Source organism: Cupriavidus sp. 22TCCZM01-5, assembly GCF_057798915.1.
Genome location: NZ_JBYOJR010000024.1, coordinates 39,175 through 58,800, shown reverse-complemented (window position 1 = coordinate 58,800; position 19,626 = coordinate 39,175). Strand labels below are relative to the sequence as shown.

The window sequence follows — 19,626 nt, the reverse complement described above, 5'->3', positions numbered from 1 at the left end:
CGGAGTCCGCCATGCCACTAGCCCGCCCCTCGCTCTGGCCCGCCGCAACAGCCGGCCCGGCCCCTCGTCGTGCGCTGGCCATTGCCCTCTTGGCAATCGTGCTGGCTATCTGCCCCGGCGTCCTGGTCCAGGCCACGCCCGCGCCTGCCCAGCCGGCCCAGGCGCAGACCCGCGAAGCGCTCGCCGCCTATGAGGCCGGGGCGTTCGATACCGCGCTCCGTGGCTTTGCCGCCGCGGCGCGGGAGGGCAACCGGCTGGCCCAGTTCAACTACGCCATGATGCTGCTGCGCGGCGAGGGTACGGCGCCCAAGCCGCAGGAGGCGCTGGTCTGGTTGCGCAAGGCTGCCGACAACCAGATGACACACGCGCAGTTCACGCTTGGTGACCTGTACGAGCGCGGCGAGCTGGTGCCACGTTCGCTGGAAGAGGCCAATCGCTGGTATGAGCGCGCCGCGCAGGGCGGCCATGTGCAGGCGCAGATGGCGCTGGCCACCAACTACTTCACCGGCCGCGGCATGTCCCGCGACTATGCCAAGGCGTTCGAGTGGTACAGCCGCGCCGCCAGCGCGGGCGACGGCGGGGCCCAGTACATTGTCGGCAGCTACTACGAGCGCGGCGAACCCGGCGTGGTGGGCAAGGACATCGAACAGGCCAAGATCTGGTATGCACGCTCGGCGGCCCATGGCGATCCGGGCGCGCTGGCCAAGCTGCGCTCGCTGCTGGAGGAGTCCGTGCGCGCGAAGGCCGGCGGCTCGATGTGAGCGGCCGGAGAGGGAACAAGTCTTGCTTGAGGCAGGGCGACACCAATCGCAGCAACCGCCTGGGAGGGCGCCGTGGCCATACATGTCGCACTGAATCACGTCACGCACTATCGCTATGACCGTCCGGTGAAGCTGTCGCCGCAGGTGGTGCGCTTGCGGCCCGCACCGCACTGCCGCACGCCGATCCTGTCGTACGCGCTGCGCATCGAGCCGGCGCAGCACTTCATCAACTGGCAGCAGGACCCGTTCTCCAATTACCTGGCGCGCCTGGTCTTCCCGGAAGCGACGACGGAGTTCAAGGTCACGGTCGACCTGGTGGCCGAGATGTCGGTCTACAACCCGTTCGACTTCTTCCTGGAGCCTTCGGCGGAGCGCTTTCCCTTCGCGTATGACGCCGGCCTCGCACATGACCTGGCGCCCTACCTGGTGCGCGAAGAACTGACACCGCGCTTCGCGGCCTTTGTCGACAGCATCGATCGCGCCGAATGCCGCACGCTCGATTTCCTGGTGGCGCTGAACCAGCGCCTGCAACGAGAAATCCGCTACCTGATCCGCATGGAGCCGGGCGTGCAGAGCCCGGAAACCACGCTCGCCAATGCCTCGGGATCGTGCCGCGATTCGGGCTGGCTGCTGGTGCAGACGCTGCGCCACCTCGGCCTGGCGGCGCGCTTCGTTTCGGGCTACCTGCTGCAACTGGCGCCTGACGTGAAGGCCATCGACGGCCCGAGCGGCGCCGAGCGCGACTTCACCGACCTGCATGCCTGGTGCGAGGTCTACCTGCCTGGCGCAGGATGGATCGGGCTGGATCCCACCTCCGGCCTGCTTGCGGGAGAGGGGCATATACCGCTCGCGTGCACGCCCGAGCCCGGCAGCGCCGCGCCAGTGACCGGCGAGGTCGAGGAATGCGAAGCCGAGTTCAGCCATGCGATGACCATCACGCGCGTCCATGAGTCGCCGCGCGTGACGCTGCCCTATACCGAGGACCAGTGGCAGGCTGTGAGCGCCGCCGGCGCCGCGGTGGACCGCGAACTGCAGGCGATGGACGTGCGCCTGACGATGGGAGGAGAGCCGACCTTCGTCTCGGCGCGCGACCGTGACGGCGCCGAGTGGAATACCGATGCGCTCGGGCCGACCAAGCGCGGCCTGGCCGCCGAACTGGTGCATCGCCTGCGCGAGCGCTACGGAGCGGGCGGCTTCCTGCATTTCGGGCAGGGCAAGTGGTATCCGGGCGAGCAATTGCCGCGCTGGGCGCTGACGATTGCGTGGCGCGCCGACGGCGCGCCCTGCTGGCAGGACCCGGCGCTTTTTGCCGACGAGCGCCATCCCGGCGACTATACCGACGCCGATGCGCGCCGCTTCATGATGGCCCTGTGCGACCGGCTCGGGCTCGACACCTCCTATGCGCTGCCAGGCTATGAGGATGCCTGGTACTACCTGTGGCGCGAGCGGCGGCTGCCCGTCAACGTCGATCCGCATGCTTCGCGGCTGGATGACGAAATGGAGCGCATGCGCCTGCGCCGCGTGTTCGATGCGGGCTTGGCGAGCGTGACTGGCTATGTGCTGCCGCTGGCACGGGACGAAAGCCAGGCGGAGCAGGCTGGCGAAGCGGGCGGCTGGAGCAGCGGCCGCTGGTACCTGCGCGACGAGCGGCTGTATCTGCTGCCCGGCGATTCGCCGATGGGCTACCGGCTGCCGCTCGATGCCCTCCCGTGGTCGAGTCCGGCCGACCGGGAGCAGCAGTTCGAGCAGGATCCCTTCGCGCCGCGCGCGCCGCTGCCGGCGGCAGCGGGTCTGCGCCGACAGTCACCAGCACCTTTGTCCGCGACATCGGCGGCGCCGGCGCGGCACGCCGCCACCACTACCGCTGCAATGGGTACGGGCAGCGGCACCAGTGGCACAGCGCAGGTCGAGCCCGCACGCGGGCAATCCGCGACCGGCGTCGTGCGCACGGCACTGTGCGTCGAGGTCCGCCATCCGGCGCGCGCGGCAGGCCCGCGTGTCGAGGCCGAACAGGCGGACGACAAGCGCGGCGTCATCTACGTCTTCATGCCACCGCTACCCCGGCTCGAAGATTACCTCGCTCTGCTGCAGGCAGTGGAGGCCACTGCCGCCTCCCTTGGCGTGCAGATCGTGCTGGAAGGCTATCCGCCGCCGCGCGATGCGCGGCTCAAGGTGCTGCAGGTCACGCCCGATCCCGGCGTGATCGAGGTGAACATCCATCCCGCCGCCAACTGGGAACAACTGGTCGACCACACCGAGTTCCTCTACCAGGCCACGCACGAGTGCTTCCTGTCGACCGAGAAGTTCATGCTCGACGGCCGGCATACCGGCACCGGCGGTGGCAACCACTTCGTGCTGGGCGGGGCCACGCCGGCCGACAGCCCGTTCCTGCGCAGGCCGGACCTGCTGGCCAGCCTGATTGCGTACTGGCACAACCATCCGTCGCTGTCCTACCTGTTCTCCGGGCTCTTCATCGGGCCGACCAGCCAGGCCCCGCGTGTGGACGAGGCACGCAACGACCAGCTCTACGAGCTGGAGATCGCGTTCGCCGAACTGCGCCGCCAGCTTGCCGGGCGCGAACTGGACGGCACGAACGGCTATGTGCCGCCGTGGCTGGTCGATCGCGTGCTGCGCAACCTGCTGATCGACGTCACCGGCAACACGCATCGCGCCGAGTTCTGCATCGACAAGCTCTACTCTCCGGACGGCCCGACCGGCCGGCTCGGCCTGCTGGAACTGCGCGCCTTCGAGATGCCGCCGCATGCGCGCATGAGCCTGGTGCAGCAGTTGCTGCTGCGCGCGCTGGTGGCACGCTTCTGGCGCGAGCCGTACCAGGCGCCGCTCACGCGCTGGGGTACGGCGCTGCACGACCGCTTCATGCTGGGAACCTTCGTGCAGATGGATTTCGACGACGTGCTGGCCGACATGCGCGCTGCCGGCTTTGCCTTCGATGCCGGCTGGTTTGCCCCGCATTTCGAATTCCGCTTCCCGCGCATTGGCGAACTTGCCGCCGGTGGCCTGGCACTCACGCTGCGCGGCGCGCTGGAGCCGTGGCATGTAATGGGCGAGGAAGGCGCGGCCGGCACCACGGTGCGCTTCGTGGATTCGTCGGTGGAACGCCTCGAGGTGCACGTGCTCGGCATGAATGACAGCCGCCATGTGGTCACCGTGAATGGCCAGGCCGTGCCGCTGCAACCCACCGGGCGCGCGGGCGAGTTCGTCGCGGGCGTGCGTTACCGCGCATGGGCGCCGGCGTCGTCGCTGCATCCGACCATTGCGCCGCACGCGCCGCTGACCATCGACGTGGTCGATACCTGGAGCGAGCGCAGTATCGGTGGCTGCCAGTATCATGTGGCGCATCCGGGTGGGCGCAATTACCAGACCTTCCCCGTCAACGCCTATGAGGCGGAAAGCCGGCGCCTGGCACGCTTTTCGGCCTACGGGCACACGCCGGGGCGCACCGTTGCGCAGGCGCCGCGGCGCAGCCTCGAGTTTCCCTTCACGCTAGACCTGCGCCAGGGGTAGACATGCAGCAGCGCGGCTGCGCCGGGACCGGCGCAGCCGCCAACCGGAGACCAGACCTTGGCCCAGCCCCTGTCGCGGCCCGCCGACGACACCGACGCCCCTCACGCCACGGCGGCCATTGCCGCCGCTGCCCGCCTCGCGCAGCCGGTGCCTGCCGGACACCTGGATGAATTGCGTTTGCCGGCCGGCACGCTGCGCGAGGCGTGGGCGCGCTTCTTCGCCGTGGTAGGCGAGCCCGGCGCCGTGGAGCTGGCCCCGCGCGCGGCGGCCATGGCGCGGCAGATCCGCGACAACGGCGTGACCTACAACGTCTATGCCGACCAGGGCGCGGCGCGCGCGTGGCCACTGGAGCTGTTTCCGTTCCTGGTCACCGAACAGGACTGGCAGGTCATCGAGCGCGGCGCCGCGCAGCGCGCGACGCTGGCCAATGCGATCCTGGCCGACATCTATGGCGAACAGACGCTGCTCGCGCGCGGGCTGCTGCCGCCCGGGCTGGTGTATGGGCATCCGGGCTACCTGCATCCGCTGCGGGGCTACCAGCCGCCGGGCGGCAGCTTCCTGCAGATCGTCGCGGTGGACCTGGTGCACACCGAAGACGGCTGGACCGTCATGGCGCACCGTACCGATACGCCTTCGGGCATGGGCTACGCGCTCGAGAACCGGCTGATCATCTCCAGCCTGTTCACCGATGCTTTCCGCGACCTGCATGTGCGCCGCCTGCCGCCGGCGTTCGCGCAACTGGTGTCCACGCTCGCGCATGCGCCACTGGCCGCCGCGACCGAGGCTGGCAGCGGGCGCGACGGGACGGCTGCGTCCGCTACCGGCCACCACATCGTGCTGCTCACGCCTGGTCCTTACAACGAGACCTACTTCGAGCACACGTTTCTCGCACGCTACCTTGGCATCACGCTGGTCGAGGGCAAGGACCTGACCGTGCGCAATGACGTGGTCTACCTCAAGACCTTCGGCGGACTCGAACGCGTGGACGTGGTGCTGCGGCGCCTGGACGATGTCTTCTGCGACCCGCTCGAGCTGCGCCACGACTCCACGCTGGGCGTGCCCGGGCTGCTGGAGGCGATGCGCGCGGGCAATGTCATGGTGTCCAACGTGCCCGGCGCCGGCTTCCTGGAATCCCCGGCCATGCACGGCTTCCTGCCCGGCATTGCCGAAGCGCTGCTGGGCGAGCCGCTGCTGCTGCCAGGCGTGCCCAGCTGGTGGTGCGGGGAGGACGCCGCGCGCGAGCAGGCGCTGGCCACGCTGCCCGAAGCCTTCGTGATGCCGACCTACCCGCGCCGCGCCGACCTGAGCGACGAGCCCGCGGTGGGCATGGAGCTGGGCCTGCAGGCGCTAGACGGCTGGCGCGAGCGCATCGCCCGCATGCCCGACCGCTACACGCTGCAGCCGCCCCTGCCGCTGTCGCACACGCCATGCTGGGAAGGGGACCGGATCGGTTCGCGCGCGGCCATGCTGCGCGTATTCGCGGTGGCGGATGGCAATGGCGGCTGGCAGGTCATGGCGGGCGGCTTCAGCCGGCTCGCGGCGCCGCAGCTCGAGTCGGTATCGATGCAGCTCGGCGGCACCAGCGCGGATACCTGGGTGATGTCCAGCCAGCCGGTGCCGGCCGCGCCGCTGGCCGGGCGCGCGGGGCTCGCGGCGCCGACACCGGCGCGGGCGCTGGTGGTGTCGAGCCGCGCTGCCGAGAACCTGTTCTGGGCCGGGCGCTATGCCGAGCGCGCCGAGAACAATGTGAGGCTGTGCCGGCAGATCCTCGGTTCCATCGAAAGCAGCGACGATACCGATGACGGCACGCTATCGATGCTCGGCCAGCTCGCGCAGATGGCGGGCCTGGTGCCCGCCGAGGCGCCGTCGCCAAAAATGTCGCTGCGCCTGTTCGAGCGCAGCCTGGTTGCCACGCTGGCCGACGTTCGCGGCAGCACTGGCCTTGTGCAGAACCTTGCCGCGCATGCCGCCGCGGCCAATGAGATCCGCAACCGCCTGTCCAACGACCACTGGCGCACCATCCTCGCCGCGCGCAACGATTTTGGCGACGCCATGATGGAGGCCACGCTGTCTCTCGACGACGGCGGTACCGCCAGCTACGACCGCGCGCGCGTGCTGGCCGCGCTCGAGCACCTGGCCATGCAGCTTGGCGCCATCAACGGCGCGCAGGGCGACCGCATGTCGCGCGACGAAGCGTGGCGCCTGGTATTCATCGGGCGCCATATCGAGCGCCTGGCTACCATGAGCAGCTTCCTGCTGACCGCGATCGACACGGGCGCGTTGCGCTCGCGCAGTGGCTTCGAGCTGCTGCTGCACCTGTTCGACTGCACCCTGACCTATCGCTCGCTCTATCCGGGCCGCAGCGACCTGGCCGCGCTGGTCGACCTGCTCGTGCTGGAGCCGACCAACCCTCGCGGCCTCTATGGGTTGCTGGAACGGCTGCGCAGCAAGCTCGAGCAGCTTGCGCCCGGAGGCAGCGCGCAGGCACGTGTGCCGCTCGCGGAACTGCTGCCTGCGGCCAGCGCCCTGCCAACGCGCGCGGCGCTGTGCGAGGCGCTAAACGCTGCGGGCGGCGATGCGGGCGCGCTGTCGGCGCTGTGCGGCCAGTTCCTCGAGCGCATGGCACGCGTGTCCGACGAGATCAGCGCACGCTATTTCAGCCATGCCGGCGCCAACCCGGAAGCCGACCAGCCGTGACCGACGCCGTGATATCTCCCGCCGGCGGCAGCACGCTCCACGTGCTGCATACCACCGCCTACCGCTATTCGCAGCCGGTCGAACATGCCCAACAGCGTGCCGTGGCCACGCCGCCGGACCTGCCGTGGCAGGCCGTGACCGAGCACGACACCCGCATCGAGCCCGCGCCCACTCACCAGCATGTGCGTACCGATGCGTTCGGCAACCGCGTACTGCACTTCATGCTCGACGTACCGCATACGCAGATGCAGCTGACCTGTACCAGCACCGTGGTGCTCACGCCGCGGTGGCAGGCGCTGGACCCGGCCGCGTCCGCGCCGTGGGAGACGGTGGCGCAATCGCTGCGCTTCCACGCGGGCCAGCCGTTCGAGCCTGCCACGCAGTTCGTCTTTGCCTCGCCCAACATTGCCCTGCATCCGAGCCTGCGCGAGTACGCGCTGCCCAGCTTTGGCGCAGGCGTACCGGTCGTGGCCGGCGCAATGGATTTGATGGGGCGCATCCATGCCGATTTCGAATATCACAGCGAATCCACCGAAGTGGACACGCCGGCCATGCAGGCATTCGCGCAGCGCAGCGGCGTGTGTCAGGATTTTGCCCAGGTGATGATCGGTTGCCTGCGATCCGTGGGGCTGGCGGCCCGCTACGTCAGCGGCTACCTGTGCACCGAGCCGCCGCCCGGCGAGCCGCGCCTGGTCGGCGCCGACGCCTCGCACGCGTGGGTGTCGGTGTATTGCCCGGTCGCGGGCTGGGTCGACCTCGACCCGACCAACAATGTGCTGGCGGATACGCGCCACGTGACGCTGGCGCTGGGCCGCGACTACAGCGACGTGCCGCTGCTGCATGGCGTGATCGTCGGCGGCGGCGCGCACGGCGTGGACGTCGGCGTGACGGTGGTGCCGGTGGACTGAGCGATCCCGCAGGCTGGCAAGGCAATTGCTTGACCGATGATGGGCAATACCACGGGAGCCGCCATGCTGAGTCGCACCGCCGACCACCTGTACTGGATGGCCCGCTACACCGAACGCGCGGAAAACACCGCGCGCATGCTGGACGTCAACTACCAGACCGCGCTGCTGCCGCAAGGCGCGGACGCGGCCGAGCAGGGCTGGCGCGCCATGCTCGACATCACCGAACTCACGCCCTGCTATGCCGCGCGCCATGGCGGTCTCGGGCATGAGGCCATGATCGCCTTCATGTCGGGCGATCAGAGCCATCCCGCATCGATCCTCTCCTGCCTGCGCGCCGCGCGCGAGAACGCGCGTGCGGTGCGGGGCGCGCTCACCACGCCATTGTGGGAAACCATCAACGCCACATGGCTCGAAGCGAACCAACGGGTCGGCGACGGCATGCCGGTGCACGATCCTTCCGGATTCTTCGAATGGGTCAAATTCCGCTCGCACCTCGCGCGCGGCGTCGAAGTCGGCACGATGCTCAAGGACGAAGCCTTCTGTTTCCTGCGGCTAGGGACATTCCTGGAGCGTGCCGACAACACCGCGCGGCTGCTCGACGTGAAATTCCACACCGCCGGCGGTGTGCCGCAGGAGGAGGATTCCTACTACTGGGCGGCGGTGCTGCGCGCGCTGTCGGGGCTGGAAACGTATCGCAAGGTCTATCGTTCCGCCATTACGCCGGAGCGGGTGGCGCAACTGCTGATCATGAATCCGGCCATGCCGCGCTCACTGGCGGCGAGCATGCAGGAGGTGGTGGCGATCCTCGCGCAGATTCGGAACCGGCATTCGACCAACACCGAGAGGCGGGCGGGACGGCTCCATGCTGAACTGAAGTTCGTGCGTATCGATGACATCCTTGCCGTGGGAATCCACGGGTGGCTTGGGGATTTTCTTGGGAAGGTCAGGGAGGTGGGGGAGGGGATCCGGGGGGACTTTTTGTTGGCCTGATTTGTCGGATGGGGGAGGTGTGCTTCCAGATGCTGCTGTTCCGCCGGAACAGCAGCATCTGCCAAAGCACGAGGCGGCAATCAAACCACGGGGGGATCACCCCAACTTCTTCTTCAACAACTCATTCACCTGCGCCGGATTAGCCTTCCCCTTGGTCGCCTTCATAGCCTGCCCGACCAGCGCATTAAAGGCCTTCTCCTTCCCGGCCCGGAACTCTTCCACCGACTTGGCGTTGGCCGCCAGCACATCGTCGATGAACTTTTCAAGTTCACCGGTATCGGACATCTGCTTCAGTCCCTTGGCGGCGATGATCGCATCGGCGTCACCGTCGGATTCGCCAGCCCACATTGCCGGGAAGACATCCTTCTTGGCGGTGTTGTTCGATACCGTGCCGTCGGCAATGCGTGCAAGCAGCCTGGCGAGCTGCGCCGGCTTGACCGGCGCCGCATCGATGCTGATGCCTTCGCGGTTCAGCTGCGAAGCCACATCCCCCATCAGCCAGTTGGCCGCGGGCTTGGCGTTGGCCGCGCCGGCGTCGGTGACGACGGCTTCGTAGTAGCCGGCCAGCGCCTTGGTGGCGGTCAGCATGCTGGCGTCATAGGCCGACAGGCCGTATTGCGAAACAAAACGCGCCTGCATGGCGGCCGGCAGTTCCGGCAGCTCGCCGCGCACGCGCTCGACCCAGGCTGCGTCAATCTCCAGCGGCATCAGGTCGGGATCGGGGAAGTAGCGGTAGTCGTGCGCGTCTTCCTTGGTGCGCATGGCGCGCGTTTCGCCAGTGTCCGGGTCGAACAGCACCGTGGCCTGCTGGATCTTGCGGCCATCTTCGATCTCGTTGATCTGCCACTGCACTTCGTAGTCGATGGCCTGCTGCAGGAAGCGGAACGAGTTCAGGTTCTTGATCTCGCGGCGCGTGCCGAATTCCTTCTGGCCGACCGGGCGCACCGAGACGTTGGCGTCGCAGCGGAAGCTGCCTTCCTGCATGTTGCCGTCGCAGATGCCCAGCCACACCACGAGCGAGTGCAGCGCCTTGGCGTAGGCCACGGCTTCGGCCGAGCTGCGCATGTCGGGCTCGGTCACGATTTCGAGCAGCGGCGTGCCGGCGCGGTTCAGGTCGATGCCGGTCATGCCGGCAAAGTCCTCGTGCAGCGACTTGCCCGCATCTTCTTCCAGGTGGGCGCGCGTCAGTTGCACGGTCTTCTCGTACACCTCGCCCTTCTTGCCTTCGACCTGGATCGTGATGCTGCCGCCCTGCACCACGGGGATCTCGTACTGGCTGATCTGGTAGCCCTTGGGCAGGTCGGGGTAGAAGTAGTTCTTGCGCGCGAAGATGCTGCGCGGCGCGATGGTGGCGCCGATCGCCAGCCCGAACTGGATGGCGCGTTCCACCGCGCCCTTGTTGAGCACGGGCAACACGCCCGGCAGCGCGAGGTCAACCGGCGAGGCCTGTGTATTGGGCTCGGCGCCGAAGGCGGTGGAGGTCCCGGAGAAAATCTTGGAGGCCGTCGAGAGCTGCGTGTGCGTTTCGAGGCCGATCACCACTTCCCATTGCATGGCGGTATTCCTGTTCGGTTCTTGGGTTCTGTCTGTTGCAAAGGGCCGGCGCAGGCGCCGGGCCCATGTATCTGTGTTGGCGCGCGCTCAGGGGTCGGGACTGGCGAGCCAGGAGTCTAGCTGGGCCATGGCGGCCACGCGGGCCACGGCATCGCCGCCGATCGTCACGCCGCGGCCGGCGCGCGATCCGCCCGGCCCGTCGCGGCGCACCTGCAATTCGCTGGTGCCGTCAAAGCCGTGATACGCGCCAGGGTAGATCTCCAGCCGGAAACGTGCGTTCGGCTGGCGCGCCAGCACCGCGCTCTGCAACATGGCGCAGCGCGTGGCGGGGGTCCAGTCGTCGGCGCCGCCGATCATCAGCAGCACCGGTGCGCGCAAGCGGAAATTGTGCTGCTGCACGGCCCGCTTGCAAGCGGGATAGAACGCCACGGCGCGTTCCACTTGCGGCGTGTTGGCCGGCCACGGCCGGCTCGCATCGACGGTGGCCAGCACCGCCTGCGCACCGTTGGACCAGCCGAGCAGCACGATGCGCGCGGCATCGATGCCGGGCTGACGCGCCACCCAGCGCAGCGCCGCCAGCGCATCGGCGCGGCGCAGGCGATCGTCCAGGCCACGCGCCTCGGGCGAATCGCCGCAGCCTTGCAGCCTGCCATGCGCGGACAGGCTGTCGGGCATCAGCACGGCGTAGCCGCGCTCGGCCAGCCACTGGGCGTACTCGCGATAACGCGGCTGCAGCGCGGACGCGGCATCGCCGTCGCCGGCGTGGCCGGCTTCCACCCGCGTGGCCTCGGGGCGCGAGGCCGTCAGGCCGTTGCAGCCGTGCAGTGCGATCACCACGGGCAGAGTCTGGGTACGCGGCGTGCTGGCTTCGCGCGGCACGAACCAGTAGGCATTCAGCGCCGGCGCGCCCTGTTCGCCGGGGAGCTGCACGCGCAGTGCCGGCGTAGCCGGTCGCACGGCCGGCGCCGTGCGCGTGGTGGCGCCGGGGGCGAGCGCGGTGAGCGGGGCGGTATTGGCCGGCTGTACGAGTGCCGGTGTCGGCGGCGCGGGCGTGTGCGCGAGCACGGTCCCAGCCAGCAGCATGCCGGCCGCGCCGGCAACGCGCGTGGCGAGCCGGTGCAGACAATGCGGGCAGTTGCTGGCGGGCCTGGCGGTCATCGCGGGTGGCCTCAGCGGGTTTGCGCGCAGGCGCCGCTGCCCGGCTCGAACATCACCGGCCAGGCCTGTTCGTAGATCCCCGGCGTGCAGCGTTGCGCGCAGTTGGCGTGCGCGAGCGTGATGCGGCGCGGATCCTGCCAGACCATCAGCTTGCAGCCGCTGCCGTCATTGGCGCGCAGCTCGATGTGCGGCTTCTTCTGGACCTGGCGGAAATCGGCCAGGTTGAAGGTGCACGAGCCGCGCTTGCCGACCCACAGCTTCCACGAGAGCTGCTGCACGCTGTTGTCCGACACGCGCAGCTGGGCGTCCTCGCGGAAGCCGTCTTCCTCGGTGCGGCGGCAGTCGCCGACGACGTCGATATCGCGGCTGGCGATGGGCGTCGGCTTGCCGATGATCGGCAACTGGATGCAGCCGGCCACCACCGCGGCCAGTGCCGCGGCGAGGATCAGGCGGAAGCCTTGCGCAAGCCGATTCATGCTCACCCCTTGGCGGGACGGCGCAGGTGCCAGTCGGTGGCCTGCTGAAACGCGTGCGCGGTCTGCAGCAGCTGCGCTTCGTCGAAGTAGTTGCCGATCAGCTGCAGGCCGACCGGCATATTGCCCTCGCCGAAGCCGCACGGCACGCTCATGCCAGGCAGGCCGGCCAGGCTGGTCGACAGCGTGAAGATGTCGGCCAGGTACATCTGCACCGGGTCCGAGCTCTTCTCGCCGAGCTTCCATGCCACCGTCGGTGCCACCGGGCCCATGATCACGTCGCACTGGGCGAAGGCGCGCTGGAAGTCGTCGGCAATGATGCGGCGGATCTTCTGGGCCTGCAGGTAGTAGGCGTCGTAGTAGCCATGCGACAGCACGTAGGTGCCCACCATGATGCGGCGCTTGACCTCGGCGCCGAAGCCTTCGGCGCGGGACTTCTTGTACATGTCGAGCAGGTCGCGGTACTCGGCCGCGCGGTGGCCGTAGCGCACGCCGTCAAAGCGCGACAGGTTCGACGAAGCCTCGGCCGGTGCAATCACGTAATAAACGGGGATCGACAGCTCGGTCTTGGGCAGCGACACCTCCACCAGCGTGGCGCCGAGCTGCTCGTACTGGCGCAGCGCGGCGCGCACGGTCTCTTCCACGTCGGGCGACAGGCCCTTGCCGAAGTATTCGCGCGGCAGGCCGATGCGCAGGCCGGCCAGGGGCTGGCTTTCGGTGGCGCCGGCGCGGGCACGGCCCAGGTGGCGCGTGAAGTCCTCGTCAACGCCGCCCTGCTCGGGCGGAATGCTGGTCGAATCCTTCGGGTCGAAGCCGGCCATGGCGTTGAGCAGCAGGGCGCAGTCCTCGGCGGTGTGAGCCATCGGGCCAGCCTGGTCCAGCGACGACGCGAACGCGATCATGCCGTAGCGCGACACGCGGCCATAGGTCGGCTTGATGCCGGTGATGCCCGAGAAAGACGACGGCTGGCGGATCGAGCCGCCAGTGTCGGTGCCGGTGGCGGCCGGCGCCAGGCCCGCGGCCACGGCGGCGGCCGAGCCGCCCGACGAGCCGCCCGGCACGCGGTCGGTGTCCCACGGGTTGCGCACCGCGCCGAAGAAGGAGTTCTCGTTGGACGAGCCCATCGCAAACTCGTCCATATTGGTCTTGCCCAGCGTGACCATGCCGGCGGCGGCCATGCGCTCGACCACGGTGGCATCGAACGGGCTTTCATAGTTGGCCAGCATCTTCGAGCCGGCCGTCGAGCGCCAGCCGCGCGTGACGAATACGTCCTTGTGGGCCACGGGCACGCCCGTGAGCAGCGTCGCCTCGCCGCGCGCGCGGCGCGCGTCGGCTTCACGTGCCTGGGCCAGCGTGCGTTCGGCGTCGACATGGGTGAAGGCGTTCAGGGCGCCGGCCTGCTCGATGCGGGCCAGGTAGGTGCGGGCGAGTTCCTCGGCGGAGACGGTGCGCGCGGCCAGGGCATCGGCAAGCTGGCGCAGGGAGGTCACGGAATCAGCGGAAAAGGGCATGACAGTCGGTTGGCATCAGGGGTGGCGTGCGTCGGTGCGGGTGCGGCGGAATGTCGGATCATTCTCGGATCATTCGGCCGAGGTCATTCGATGACCTTGGGCACCAGGTAGAGGCCATTCCGGGTGGCGGGCGCGGGGCGCTGGTAGTCCTCGCGCCGGTCGCTTTCGGTCACGGCGTCTTCGCGCAGGCGCTGGGCGATGTCGCGCACGGTTGCCAGCGGGTGGGCCAGGGGTTCGATGCCCGTGGTGTCGACCGCTTGCATCTGCTCGACCAGCGAGAAGAAATTATTGAGCTGCGCAAGCGTCTGGGACGCCTCTTCATCGCTGGTTTCGATGCGGGCCAGATGGGCGATGCGCTTGACGTCGGAAAGGTCGAGGGCCATGGCGAGGTGAATATGTCGGGTGCAAAAAGGCGCTTGCAGCACAGGCGCCCGAGGCATGCGGCGGGTGCGTCGCGCCGCCGGGGCGGGGTGCCGGAGGGGCGCCCCGGGTCATCGGATTAGCTGTGGTTTTCAGGTCGTAACCGCCCGAATCAGCAGGAATTATAAGGTATCATTCCGTGCTCCCGACCTTTGGCAGCGTCCTCGCCACATCTCCGCCGGCACGGCTGCATGAGTGCACGATTTGTCACTTTTGCGGCGGTGGGCTTCGCTGTCATGAAACGTGCTTCGGGCTGCACTGGCCGCCACACTGTGGGGGTGGTGTCCAAAGCACGATGGTCTGGGTTCCTCTGATTAGCCCTCCGTTGCTTTGCTGATCTTCCGCAAAGTGGCACCGACGTAGTCTTTTCGCGAACTTTTTCGTGAGGTCTAATCAAAGGTTCCCGTAGAGCGGTGCGCGGGAGTGCACTGCGGCGGTCTGCCGGCGTCATCCTCCCCAGGGGGCGGATGACGGACTTCCGGCGCCCGGGAAGCCTCGACCTTACCCGCATGAACCTATTTTGTGGCCGGCCCGCAGGCGGTGCCGGCCACTTCGCCTACCCGCGAACCCAACAGAAACAGGATTCCTGATGTTCGGATTTCTCCGCAGCTATTTTTCCAACGACCTGGCCATCGACCTCGGCACCGCCAACACGCTGATCTATATGCGCGACAAGGGCATCGTCCTGGACGAGCCTTCGGTCGTGGCCATCCGCCAGGAAGGCGGCCCCAACGCCAAGAAGACCATCCAGGCGGTGGGCAAGGAAGCCAAGCAGATGCTCGGCAAGGTGCCCGGGAATATAGAAGCCATCCGCCCGATGAAGGACGGCGTGATCGCCGACTTCACCGTCACCGAGCAGATGCTCAAGCAGTTCATCAAGATGGTGCATGACTCGAAGCTGCTGCGTCCGAGCCCGCGCATCATCATCTGCGTGCCGTGCGGTTCGACCCAGGTCGAGCGCCGCGCCATCCGCGAATCGGCGCTGGGCGCCGGTGCCAGCCAGGTGTACCTGATCGAGGAGCCGATGTCGGCCGCGATCGGCGCCGGCCTGCCGGTGTCGGAGCCGTCGGGCTCGATGGTGGTGGACATCGGCGGCGGCACCACCGAGGTGGGCATCATTTCGCTGGGCGGCATGGTCTACAAGGGTTCGGTGCGCGTCGGCGGCGACAAGTTCGACGAGGCCATCGTCAACTACATCCGCCGCAACTACGGCATGCTGATCGGCGAACAGACCGCCGAGGCCATCAAGAAGGAAATCGGCTCGGCCTTCCCGGGTTCCGAGGTCCGCGAGATGGAAGTCAAGGGCCGCAACCTGTCCGAAGGCATTCCGCGTGCCTTCACGGTATCGTCCAACGAAATCCTGGAAGCGCTGACCGATCCGCTCAACCAGATCGTGTCGGCTGTCAAGATCGCGCTGGAACAGACGCCGCCGGAACTGGGCGCCGACATTGCCGAGCGCGGCATGATGCTGACCGGCGGCGGCGCGCTGCTGCGCGACCTGGACCGCCTGCTGGCCGAGGAAACCGGCCTGCCGGTGCTGGTCGCCGAAGACCCGCTGACCTGCGTGGTGCGCGGCTCCGGCATGGCGCTGGAACGCATGGACAAGCTGGGCAGCATCTTCTCGTACGAGTAAGCGCACAGGACTGCACGCGACGATGCGCCGCCTGCCGGATCTCGCGATCAGGGCTGCGGGGCAACGCCGCGCCCGCGGGAGCGCTCCCGCGGCACCGATTGCCGCCCCGGCACGCCGGGGCGGCAATGTCTTTGCGTCATCGCTTCCGTCTTCCCTCCCGTCAACGCCCGCGCCCGGCTAAATGGATTACTCTCCACCGCCGCTTTTCAAGCAAGGGACTTCGGCCGTCGCGCGCCTGGTCCTGTACGTGGCCATCGCGCTGGCGCTGCTGATCGTCGATGCGCGCTTCAATGCGCTCAGCATCGTGCGCCAGGTGGCCGCCACGGTCCTGATGCCAGTCGAACGTGTCGTGCTGGTGCCGCGCGACGCGCTGCGCGCGGTGTTCGACTACGCGCAGTCGTCCGCCACGCTGGCCAGCGAGAACCGCGAACTGCGCCTGAGCGCCGTGCAGCAGGCTGAAGCCTCGGTGCGCCAGGCGCAGCTCGAGGCGGAGAACAACCAGTTGCGCAAGCTGCTGAGCCTGCAACAGGAGTCGGCCACGCCGGTCACGGCGGCGGAAATCCTCTATGACGCGCGCGATCCGTACTCGCAGCGCATCGTTATCGACAAGGGCAGCCAGCACGGACTGCGCGCAGGCTATCCGGTGATCGACGAGCGCGGCGTGGTGGGGCAGGTGACGCGGGTCTCGCCGTTCCAGTCCGAAGTCACGCTGCTGACCGACAAGGACCAGGCGATTCCCGTGCAGGTGGTGCGCAACGGCTTGCGCAGCGTTGCCTTCGGCGGCGCGCGCGCCGGCCAGCTCGACCTGCGCTTCATGGCCGCGGCGGCCGACCTGCAGCAGGGCGACCTGCTGGTGACGTCGGGGCTCGACGGCACGTATCCGCCCGGCCTGCCGGTGGCGAAGATCTCGCATATCGAGCGCAAGGCCGATACCGCTTTCTCGCGCGTGTGGTGCGAACCGGTGGCGGGCGTGCGTGCGCACCGGCAGCTGCTGGTAGTGCGCTACGACTCGGCCATGCCGCCGCGCGAGACCACCGAGGGCAAGCCAGAGGCACCCGCCAAGGGCGCCCGGTCGGCCGCGGCCCGTGCCGCGGCGGCAAAGTCCGCCTCCGCACCCGCCGCCAAGGAGGCTCAACAGTGACCAATCCTCAGTACCTGCTGCGCCCGGTGAACCCCGCGTTCATCGCATTCAGCTTTGTCATCGCCTTCCTGTTCAACCTGATGCCGTGGGGCACCATCCTGTGGATTCCCGACATGGTGGCGCTGGTGCTGGTGTTCTGGAATATCCACCAGCCGCGCAAGGTCGGCATGGGCGTGGCGTTCGCACTGGGCCTGCTGATGGACGTGCATGACGCGCGCCTGCTCGGCGAGCATGCGGTGGCCTATACGCTGCTGGCCTATTTCGCCATCACCATCCACCGCCGCGTGCTGTGGTTCACGGTCTATACGCAGGCGCTGCACGTGCTGCCGCTGCTGTTCGTCGCGCACGCGGTGCCCGTGTTGATCCGCCTGGCCATGGGCGCACCGCTGCCGGGCTGGCCGCTGCTGCTGGCGCCCGGCATCGAAGCCCTGCTCTGGCCGATGGCTACCGCCGTGCTGCTCGCACCGCAGCGCCGTTCGGTCGACGTGGACGAAACGCGTCCGATCTGACCGCGACCAACGTATCCAACCCGGCAGTACCATGACCGAAATCCGCAACGTCGAACTGGAAATCGGCCGCTTCCGCCTCCGCGTGGCGGCCGCGGCGCTGTTCACGGTGATCTGCTTCGGCCTGCTGTTCACGCGCTTCCTGTGGCTGCAGTGGTACAAGCACGACCAGTACTCGGCCAAGGCCGAGGACAACCGCATCTCGGTGGCGCCGATCGAGCCCAACCGCGGCATCATCATGGACCGCAACGGCATCGTGCTGGCGCGCAACTACTCCGCCTACACGCTCGAGATCACGCCGTCCAAGCTGACCGATACGCTGGACAACACCATCGAGGCGCTGTCGTCGCTGGTCGATATCCAGCCGCGCGACCGGCGCCGCTTCAAGCGCCTGATGGAGGAATCGCGCAGCTTCGAGAGCCTGCCGATCCGCAGCCAGCTCAGCGACGCGGAAGTGGCGCGCTTTTCCGCGCAGCGCTTCCGCTTCCCGGGCGTGGACGTGCGCGCGCGCCTGTTCCGGCAATATCCGCTGGGCGAGTCGGCCTCGCACGTGATCGGCTATCTCGGGCGCATCTCGCAGCGCGACCAGGAGCGCATCGAGGCCATGGACGAGGCCAATGATGCGGACGGCGCGAAGTACGACCCGCGCAAGGACGCCGACAACTACAAGGGCTCCAACTACATCGGCAAGATCGGCCTGGAGCAGAGCTACGAAACCGAACTGCACGGGCTCACCGGCTTCGAGGAGGTCGAGGTGAGCGCGGGCGGCCGGCCCATCCGCACGCTGTCGACCTCGCCCGCCACGCCGGGCAACAACCTGATCCTGTCGCTCGATATCCGCCTGCAGCAACTGGCCGAAGAGTTGTTCGGCGACCGCCGCGGCGCGCTGGTGGCGATCGAGCCTTCGACGGGCGACATCCTGGCCTTCGTGTCCAAGCCGACCTTCGACCCGAACCTGTTCGTCGAGGGCATCGACAGCAACACCTGGAACGAGCTCAACAATTCGCCGGACAAGCCGCTGCTGAACCGCCCGCTTCGGGGTACGTATCCGCCCGGATCGACCTACAAGCCTTTCATGGCGCTGGCGGCGCTCACCACCGGCAAGCGCACCGCCGCCTGGGGCATGCATGACCCGGGCTCGTTCACGCTGGGCAACCATACCTTCCGCGACGACAAGCCGGGCGGCCACGGCTGGGTGGACATGCAGGCCTCGATCGTGCAGTCGTGCGACACCTACTACTATTCGCTGGCGCGCGACATGGGCGTCAATGCCATCCATGACTTCATGAAGCCGCTGGGCTTCGGCCAGATCACGGGCATCGACATCGAGGGCGAAAGCCGCGGCATCCTGCCGTCCCCCGAGTGGAAGCGCAAGACCTACCGCAAGCCCGAGCAGCAGAAGTGGTATGACGGCGAGACCATCTCGCTGGGCATCGGCCAGGGCTACAACAGCTTCACGATCCTGCAGCTCGCCAATGCGATCTCGATCATCGTCAACAACGGCGCGGCGATGAAGCCGCACCTGGTCAAGGCCGTGGAGGACTCGGTCACGCGCAAGCGCACGCTGACCGTGCCCAAGGAAAGCTACCGCCTGGACTTCAAGCAGGCCGACATCGACGTGATCAAGCGAGCGATGGTGGCGGTGACGCACTCCGGCACGGCCGCGCGGGCATTTGCCGGCGCCGCCTATGAGTCCGCCGGCAAGACCGGCACGGCCCAGACCTACACGCTCGGCAAGAACGAGAAGTACAACCACCATGCGCTGGATGAACGCAAGCGCGACCATTCGCTCTATACCGCGTTTGCGCCGGCCGACAACCCGAAGATTGCGCTCGCGCTGATCGTCGAGAACGCGGGCTTCGGCGCCGCGGTGGCGGCGCCGATCGCGCGCAAGGTGATGGACTATTACCTGCTCGGCAAGTGGCCCGCCGAACTCGAGGCTTCGGCACCGCCGCCGGCCGAGCGTCCGCCGGTCGACACGGCCAGCGTATTCACCACAGGCCAGACGGCAAGCATTGCAAGCGCGACGGTCATGTCCGGCGGCGCCAGCACCGTGGCGGCCAGCGCGGTGGGTGCCTCATCCGTGGCGTCGGCCTCATCCGCGATGGCGAGCGCCGCCGCGGTGGCGAGCGCTTCCGCGGCGGCCCCGGCGCTTGACCCGGCCGCGATCCCGCCGGCTTCGGCGGTGCAGACGCTCGACGAGCGCATGCTGCAGGCGCTGGGCCACAGCAAGCCGCGGCCCGCGGCACCCGCCTCCGTGCCGGCCGCCGCCAAGGCGCCCGCGCCCAAACCACGCGTCAAGCCCGTTGCCGCCACGGCGGCGACGGGCGCCGACGTCACCCGCTGAAG

General features: G+C 68.3%; 14 protein-coding genes. 9 read left to right on the top strand and 5 right to left on the bottom strand.

Annotation, left to right across the window (positions count from 1 at the left end):
• The first annotated feature begins 11 nt into the window (after positions 1-11).
• From AC3FNH_RS21320 to AC3FNH_RS21300, 5 genes are all read left to right on the top strand, one after another.
• The gene (locus tag AC3FNH_RS21320; protein ID WP_488721470.1) at positions 12-761 is read left to right on the top strand and encodes a tetratricopeptide repeat protein; all 750 of its coding nucleotides are present in this window, start codon (positions 12-14) and stop codon (positions 759-761) included.
• 72 nt (positions 762-833) lie between these two features.
• On the top strand, positions 834-4,286 hold the full coding sequence (locus AC3FNH_RS21315; protein ID WP_488721469.1) for a transglutaminase family protein: 3,453 nt from the start codon (positions 834-836) through the stop codon (positions 4,284-4,286).
• 57 nt (positions 4,287-4,343) lie between these two features.
• On the top strand, positions 4,344-6,983 hold the full coding sequence (locus AC3FNH_RS21310) for a circularly permuted type 2 ATP-grasp protein (RefSeq protein ID WP_488721468.1): 2,640 nt from the start codon (positions 4,344-4,346) through the stop codon (positions 6,981-6,983).
• A complete protein-coding gene (locus tag AC3FNH_RS21305) occupies positions 6,980-7,891 on the top strand; it encodes a transglutaminase family protein (RefSeq protein ID WP_488721467.1) in 912 nt (303 codons plus the stop codon). The genes AC3FNH_RS21310 and AC3FNH_RS21305 overlap by 4 nt, the downstream gene beginning before the upstream one ends.
• Before the next feature lie 63 nt (positions 7,892-7,954).
• The gene (locus AC3FNH_RS21300) at positions 7,955-8,881 is read left to right on the top strand and encodes an alpha-E domain-containing protein (RefSeq protein WP_488721466.1); all 927 of its coding nucleotides are present in this window, start codon (positions 7,955-7,957) and stop codon (positions 8,879-8,881) included.
• A gap of 96 nt (positions 8,882-8,977) precedes the next feature.
• On the opposite strand, the gene gatB is transcribed toward AC3FNH_RS21300, so the two are convergent.
• From gatB to gatC, 5 genes are all read right to left on the bottom strand, one after another.
• Positions 8,978-10,435 carry an Asp-tRNA(Asn)/Glu-tRNA(Gln) amidotransferase subunit GatB gene (gene gatB, locus AC3FNH_RS21295; RefSeq protein ID WP_488721465.1) on the bottom strand — a complete coding sequence of 486 codons (1,458 nt, stop codon included), beginning with the start codon at positions 10,433-10,435 and terminating at the stop codon, positions 8,978-8,980.
• Positions 10,436-10,522: 87 nt separating this feature from the next.
• A complete protein-coding gene (locus AC3FNH_RS21290) occupies positions 10,523-11,593 on the bottom strand; it encodes a dienelactone hydrolase family protein (RefSeq protein WP_488721464.1) in 1,071 nt (356 codons plus the stop codon).
• Positions 11,594-11,604: 11 nt separating this feature from the next.
• Positions 11,605-12,069, bottom strand: coding sequence for a hypothetical protein (locus tag AC3FNH_RS21285; protein ID WP_276099105.1), 465 nt, complete (start codon positions 12,067-12,069; stop codon positions 11,605-11,607).
• A 2-nt stretch (positions 12,070-12,071) separates the two neighbouring features.
• On the bottom strand, positions 12,072-13,577 hold the full coding sequence (gene gatA / locus AC3FNH_RS21280) for an Asp-tRNA(Asn)/Glu-tRNA(Gln) amidotransferase subunit GatA (RefSeq protein ID WP_276099106.1): 1,506 nt from the start codon (positions 13,575-13,577) through the stop codon (positions 12,072-12,074).
• An 83-nt stretch (positions 13,578-13,660) separates the two neighbouring features.
• Positions 13,661-13,960, bottom strand: a complete 300-nt coding sequence (gene gatC / locus AC3FNH_RS21275; protein ID WP_488721463.1) for an Asp-tRNA(Asn)/Glu-tRNA(Gln) amidotransferase subunit GatC — start codon at positions 13,958-13,960, stop codon at positions 13,661-13,663.
• Positions 13,961-14,586: 626 nt separating this feature from the next.
• Between gatC and AC3FNH_RS21270 the strand changes: the two genes are divergently transcribed.
• From AC3FNH_RS21270 to mrdA, 4 genes are all read left to right on the top strand, one after another.
• Positions 14,587-15,630: a rod shape-determining protein gene (locus AC3FNH_RS21270; protein ID WP_011296266.1), complete on the top strand. Its 1,044-nt coding sequence runs from the start codon at positions 14,587-14,589 to the stop codon at positions 15,628-15,630.
• Between the two features lie 181 nt (positions 15,631-15,811).
• The gene (gene mreC / locus AC3FNH_RS21265) at positions 15,812-16,771 is read left to right on the top strand and encodes a rod shape-determining protein MreC (RefSeq protein ID WP_488721462.1); all 960 of its coding nucleotides are present in this window, start codon (positions 15,812-15,814) and stop codon (positions 16,769-16,771) included.
• Positions 16,768-17,280, top strand: coding sequence for a rod shape-determining protein MreD (gene mreD / locus AC3FNH_RS21260; RefSeq protein ID WP_488721461.1), 513 nt, complete (start codon positions 16,768-16,770; stop codon positions 17,278-17,280). Before mreC ends, mreD begins: the two co-directional genes overlap by 4 nt.
• Before the next feature lie 31 nt (positions 17,281-17,311).
• The gene (gene mrdA, locus AC3FNH_RS21255; RefSeq protein ID WP_488721460.1) at positions 17,312-19,624 is read left to right on the top strand and encodes a penicillin-binding protein 2; all 2,313 of its coding nucleotides are present in this window, start codon (positions 17,312-17,314) and stop codon (positions 19,622-19,624) included.
• The last annotated feature ends 2 nt before the right edge of the window (positions 19,625-19,626 follow it).

What these genes read in the sequence shown, in the direction of transcription:
- AC3FNH_RS21270 (WP_011296266.1), top strand. Translation starts at nt 14,587, where the DNA reads ATGTTCGGATTTCTCCGCAGCTATTTTTCCAACGACCTGGCCATCGAC.
- gatC (WP_488721463.1), bottom strand. Translation starts at nt 13,960, where the DNA reads ATGGCCCTCGACCTTTCCGACGTCAAGCGCATCGCCCATCTGGCCCGC.
- gatB (WP_488721465.1), bottom strand. Translation starts at nt 10,435, where the DNA reads ATGCAATGGGAAGTGGTGATCGGCCTCGAAACGCACACGCAGCTCTCG.
- gatA (WP_276099106.1), bottom strand. Translation starts at nt 13,577, where the DNA reads ATGCCCTTTTCCGCTGATTCCGTGACCTCCCTGCGCCAGCTTGCCGAT.
- AC3FNH_RS21300 (WP_488721466.1), top strand. Translation starts at nt 7,955, where the DNA reads ATGCTGAGTCGCACCGCCGACCACCTGTACTGGATGGCCCGCTACACC.
- mrdA (WP_488721460.1), top strand. Translation starts at nt 17,312, where the DNA reads ATGACCGAAATCCGCAACGTCGAACTGGAAATCGGCCGCTTCCGCCTC.
- mreC (WP_488721462.1), top strand. Translation starts at nt 15,812, where the DNA reads ATGGATTACTCTCCACCGCCGCTTTTCAAGCAAGGGACTTCGGCCGTC.
- AC3FNH_RS21290 (WP_488721464.1), bottom strand. Translation starts at nt 11,593, where the DNA reads ATGACCGCCAGGCCCGCCAGCAACTGCCCGCATTGTCTGCACCGGCTC.
- AC3FNH_RS21320 (WP_488721470.1), top strand. Translation starts at nt 12, where the DNA reads ATGCCACTAGCCCGCCCCTCGCTCTGGCCCGCCGCAACAGCCGGCCCG.
- AC3FNH_RS21285 (WP_276099105.1), bottom strand. Translation starts at nt 12,069, where the DNA reads ATGAATCGGCTTGCGCAAGGCTTCCGCCTGATCCTCGCCGCGGCACTG.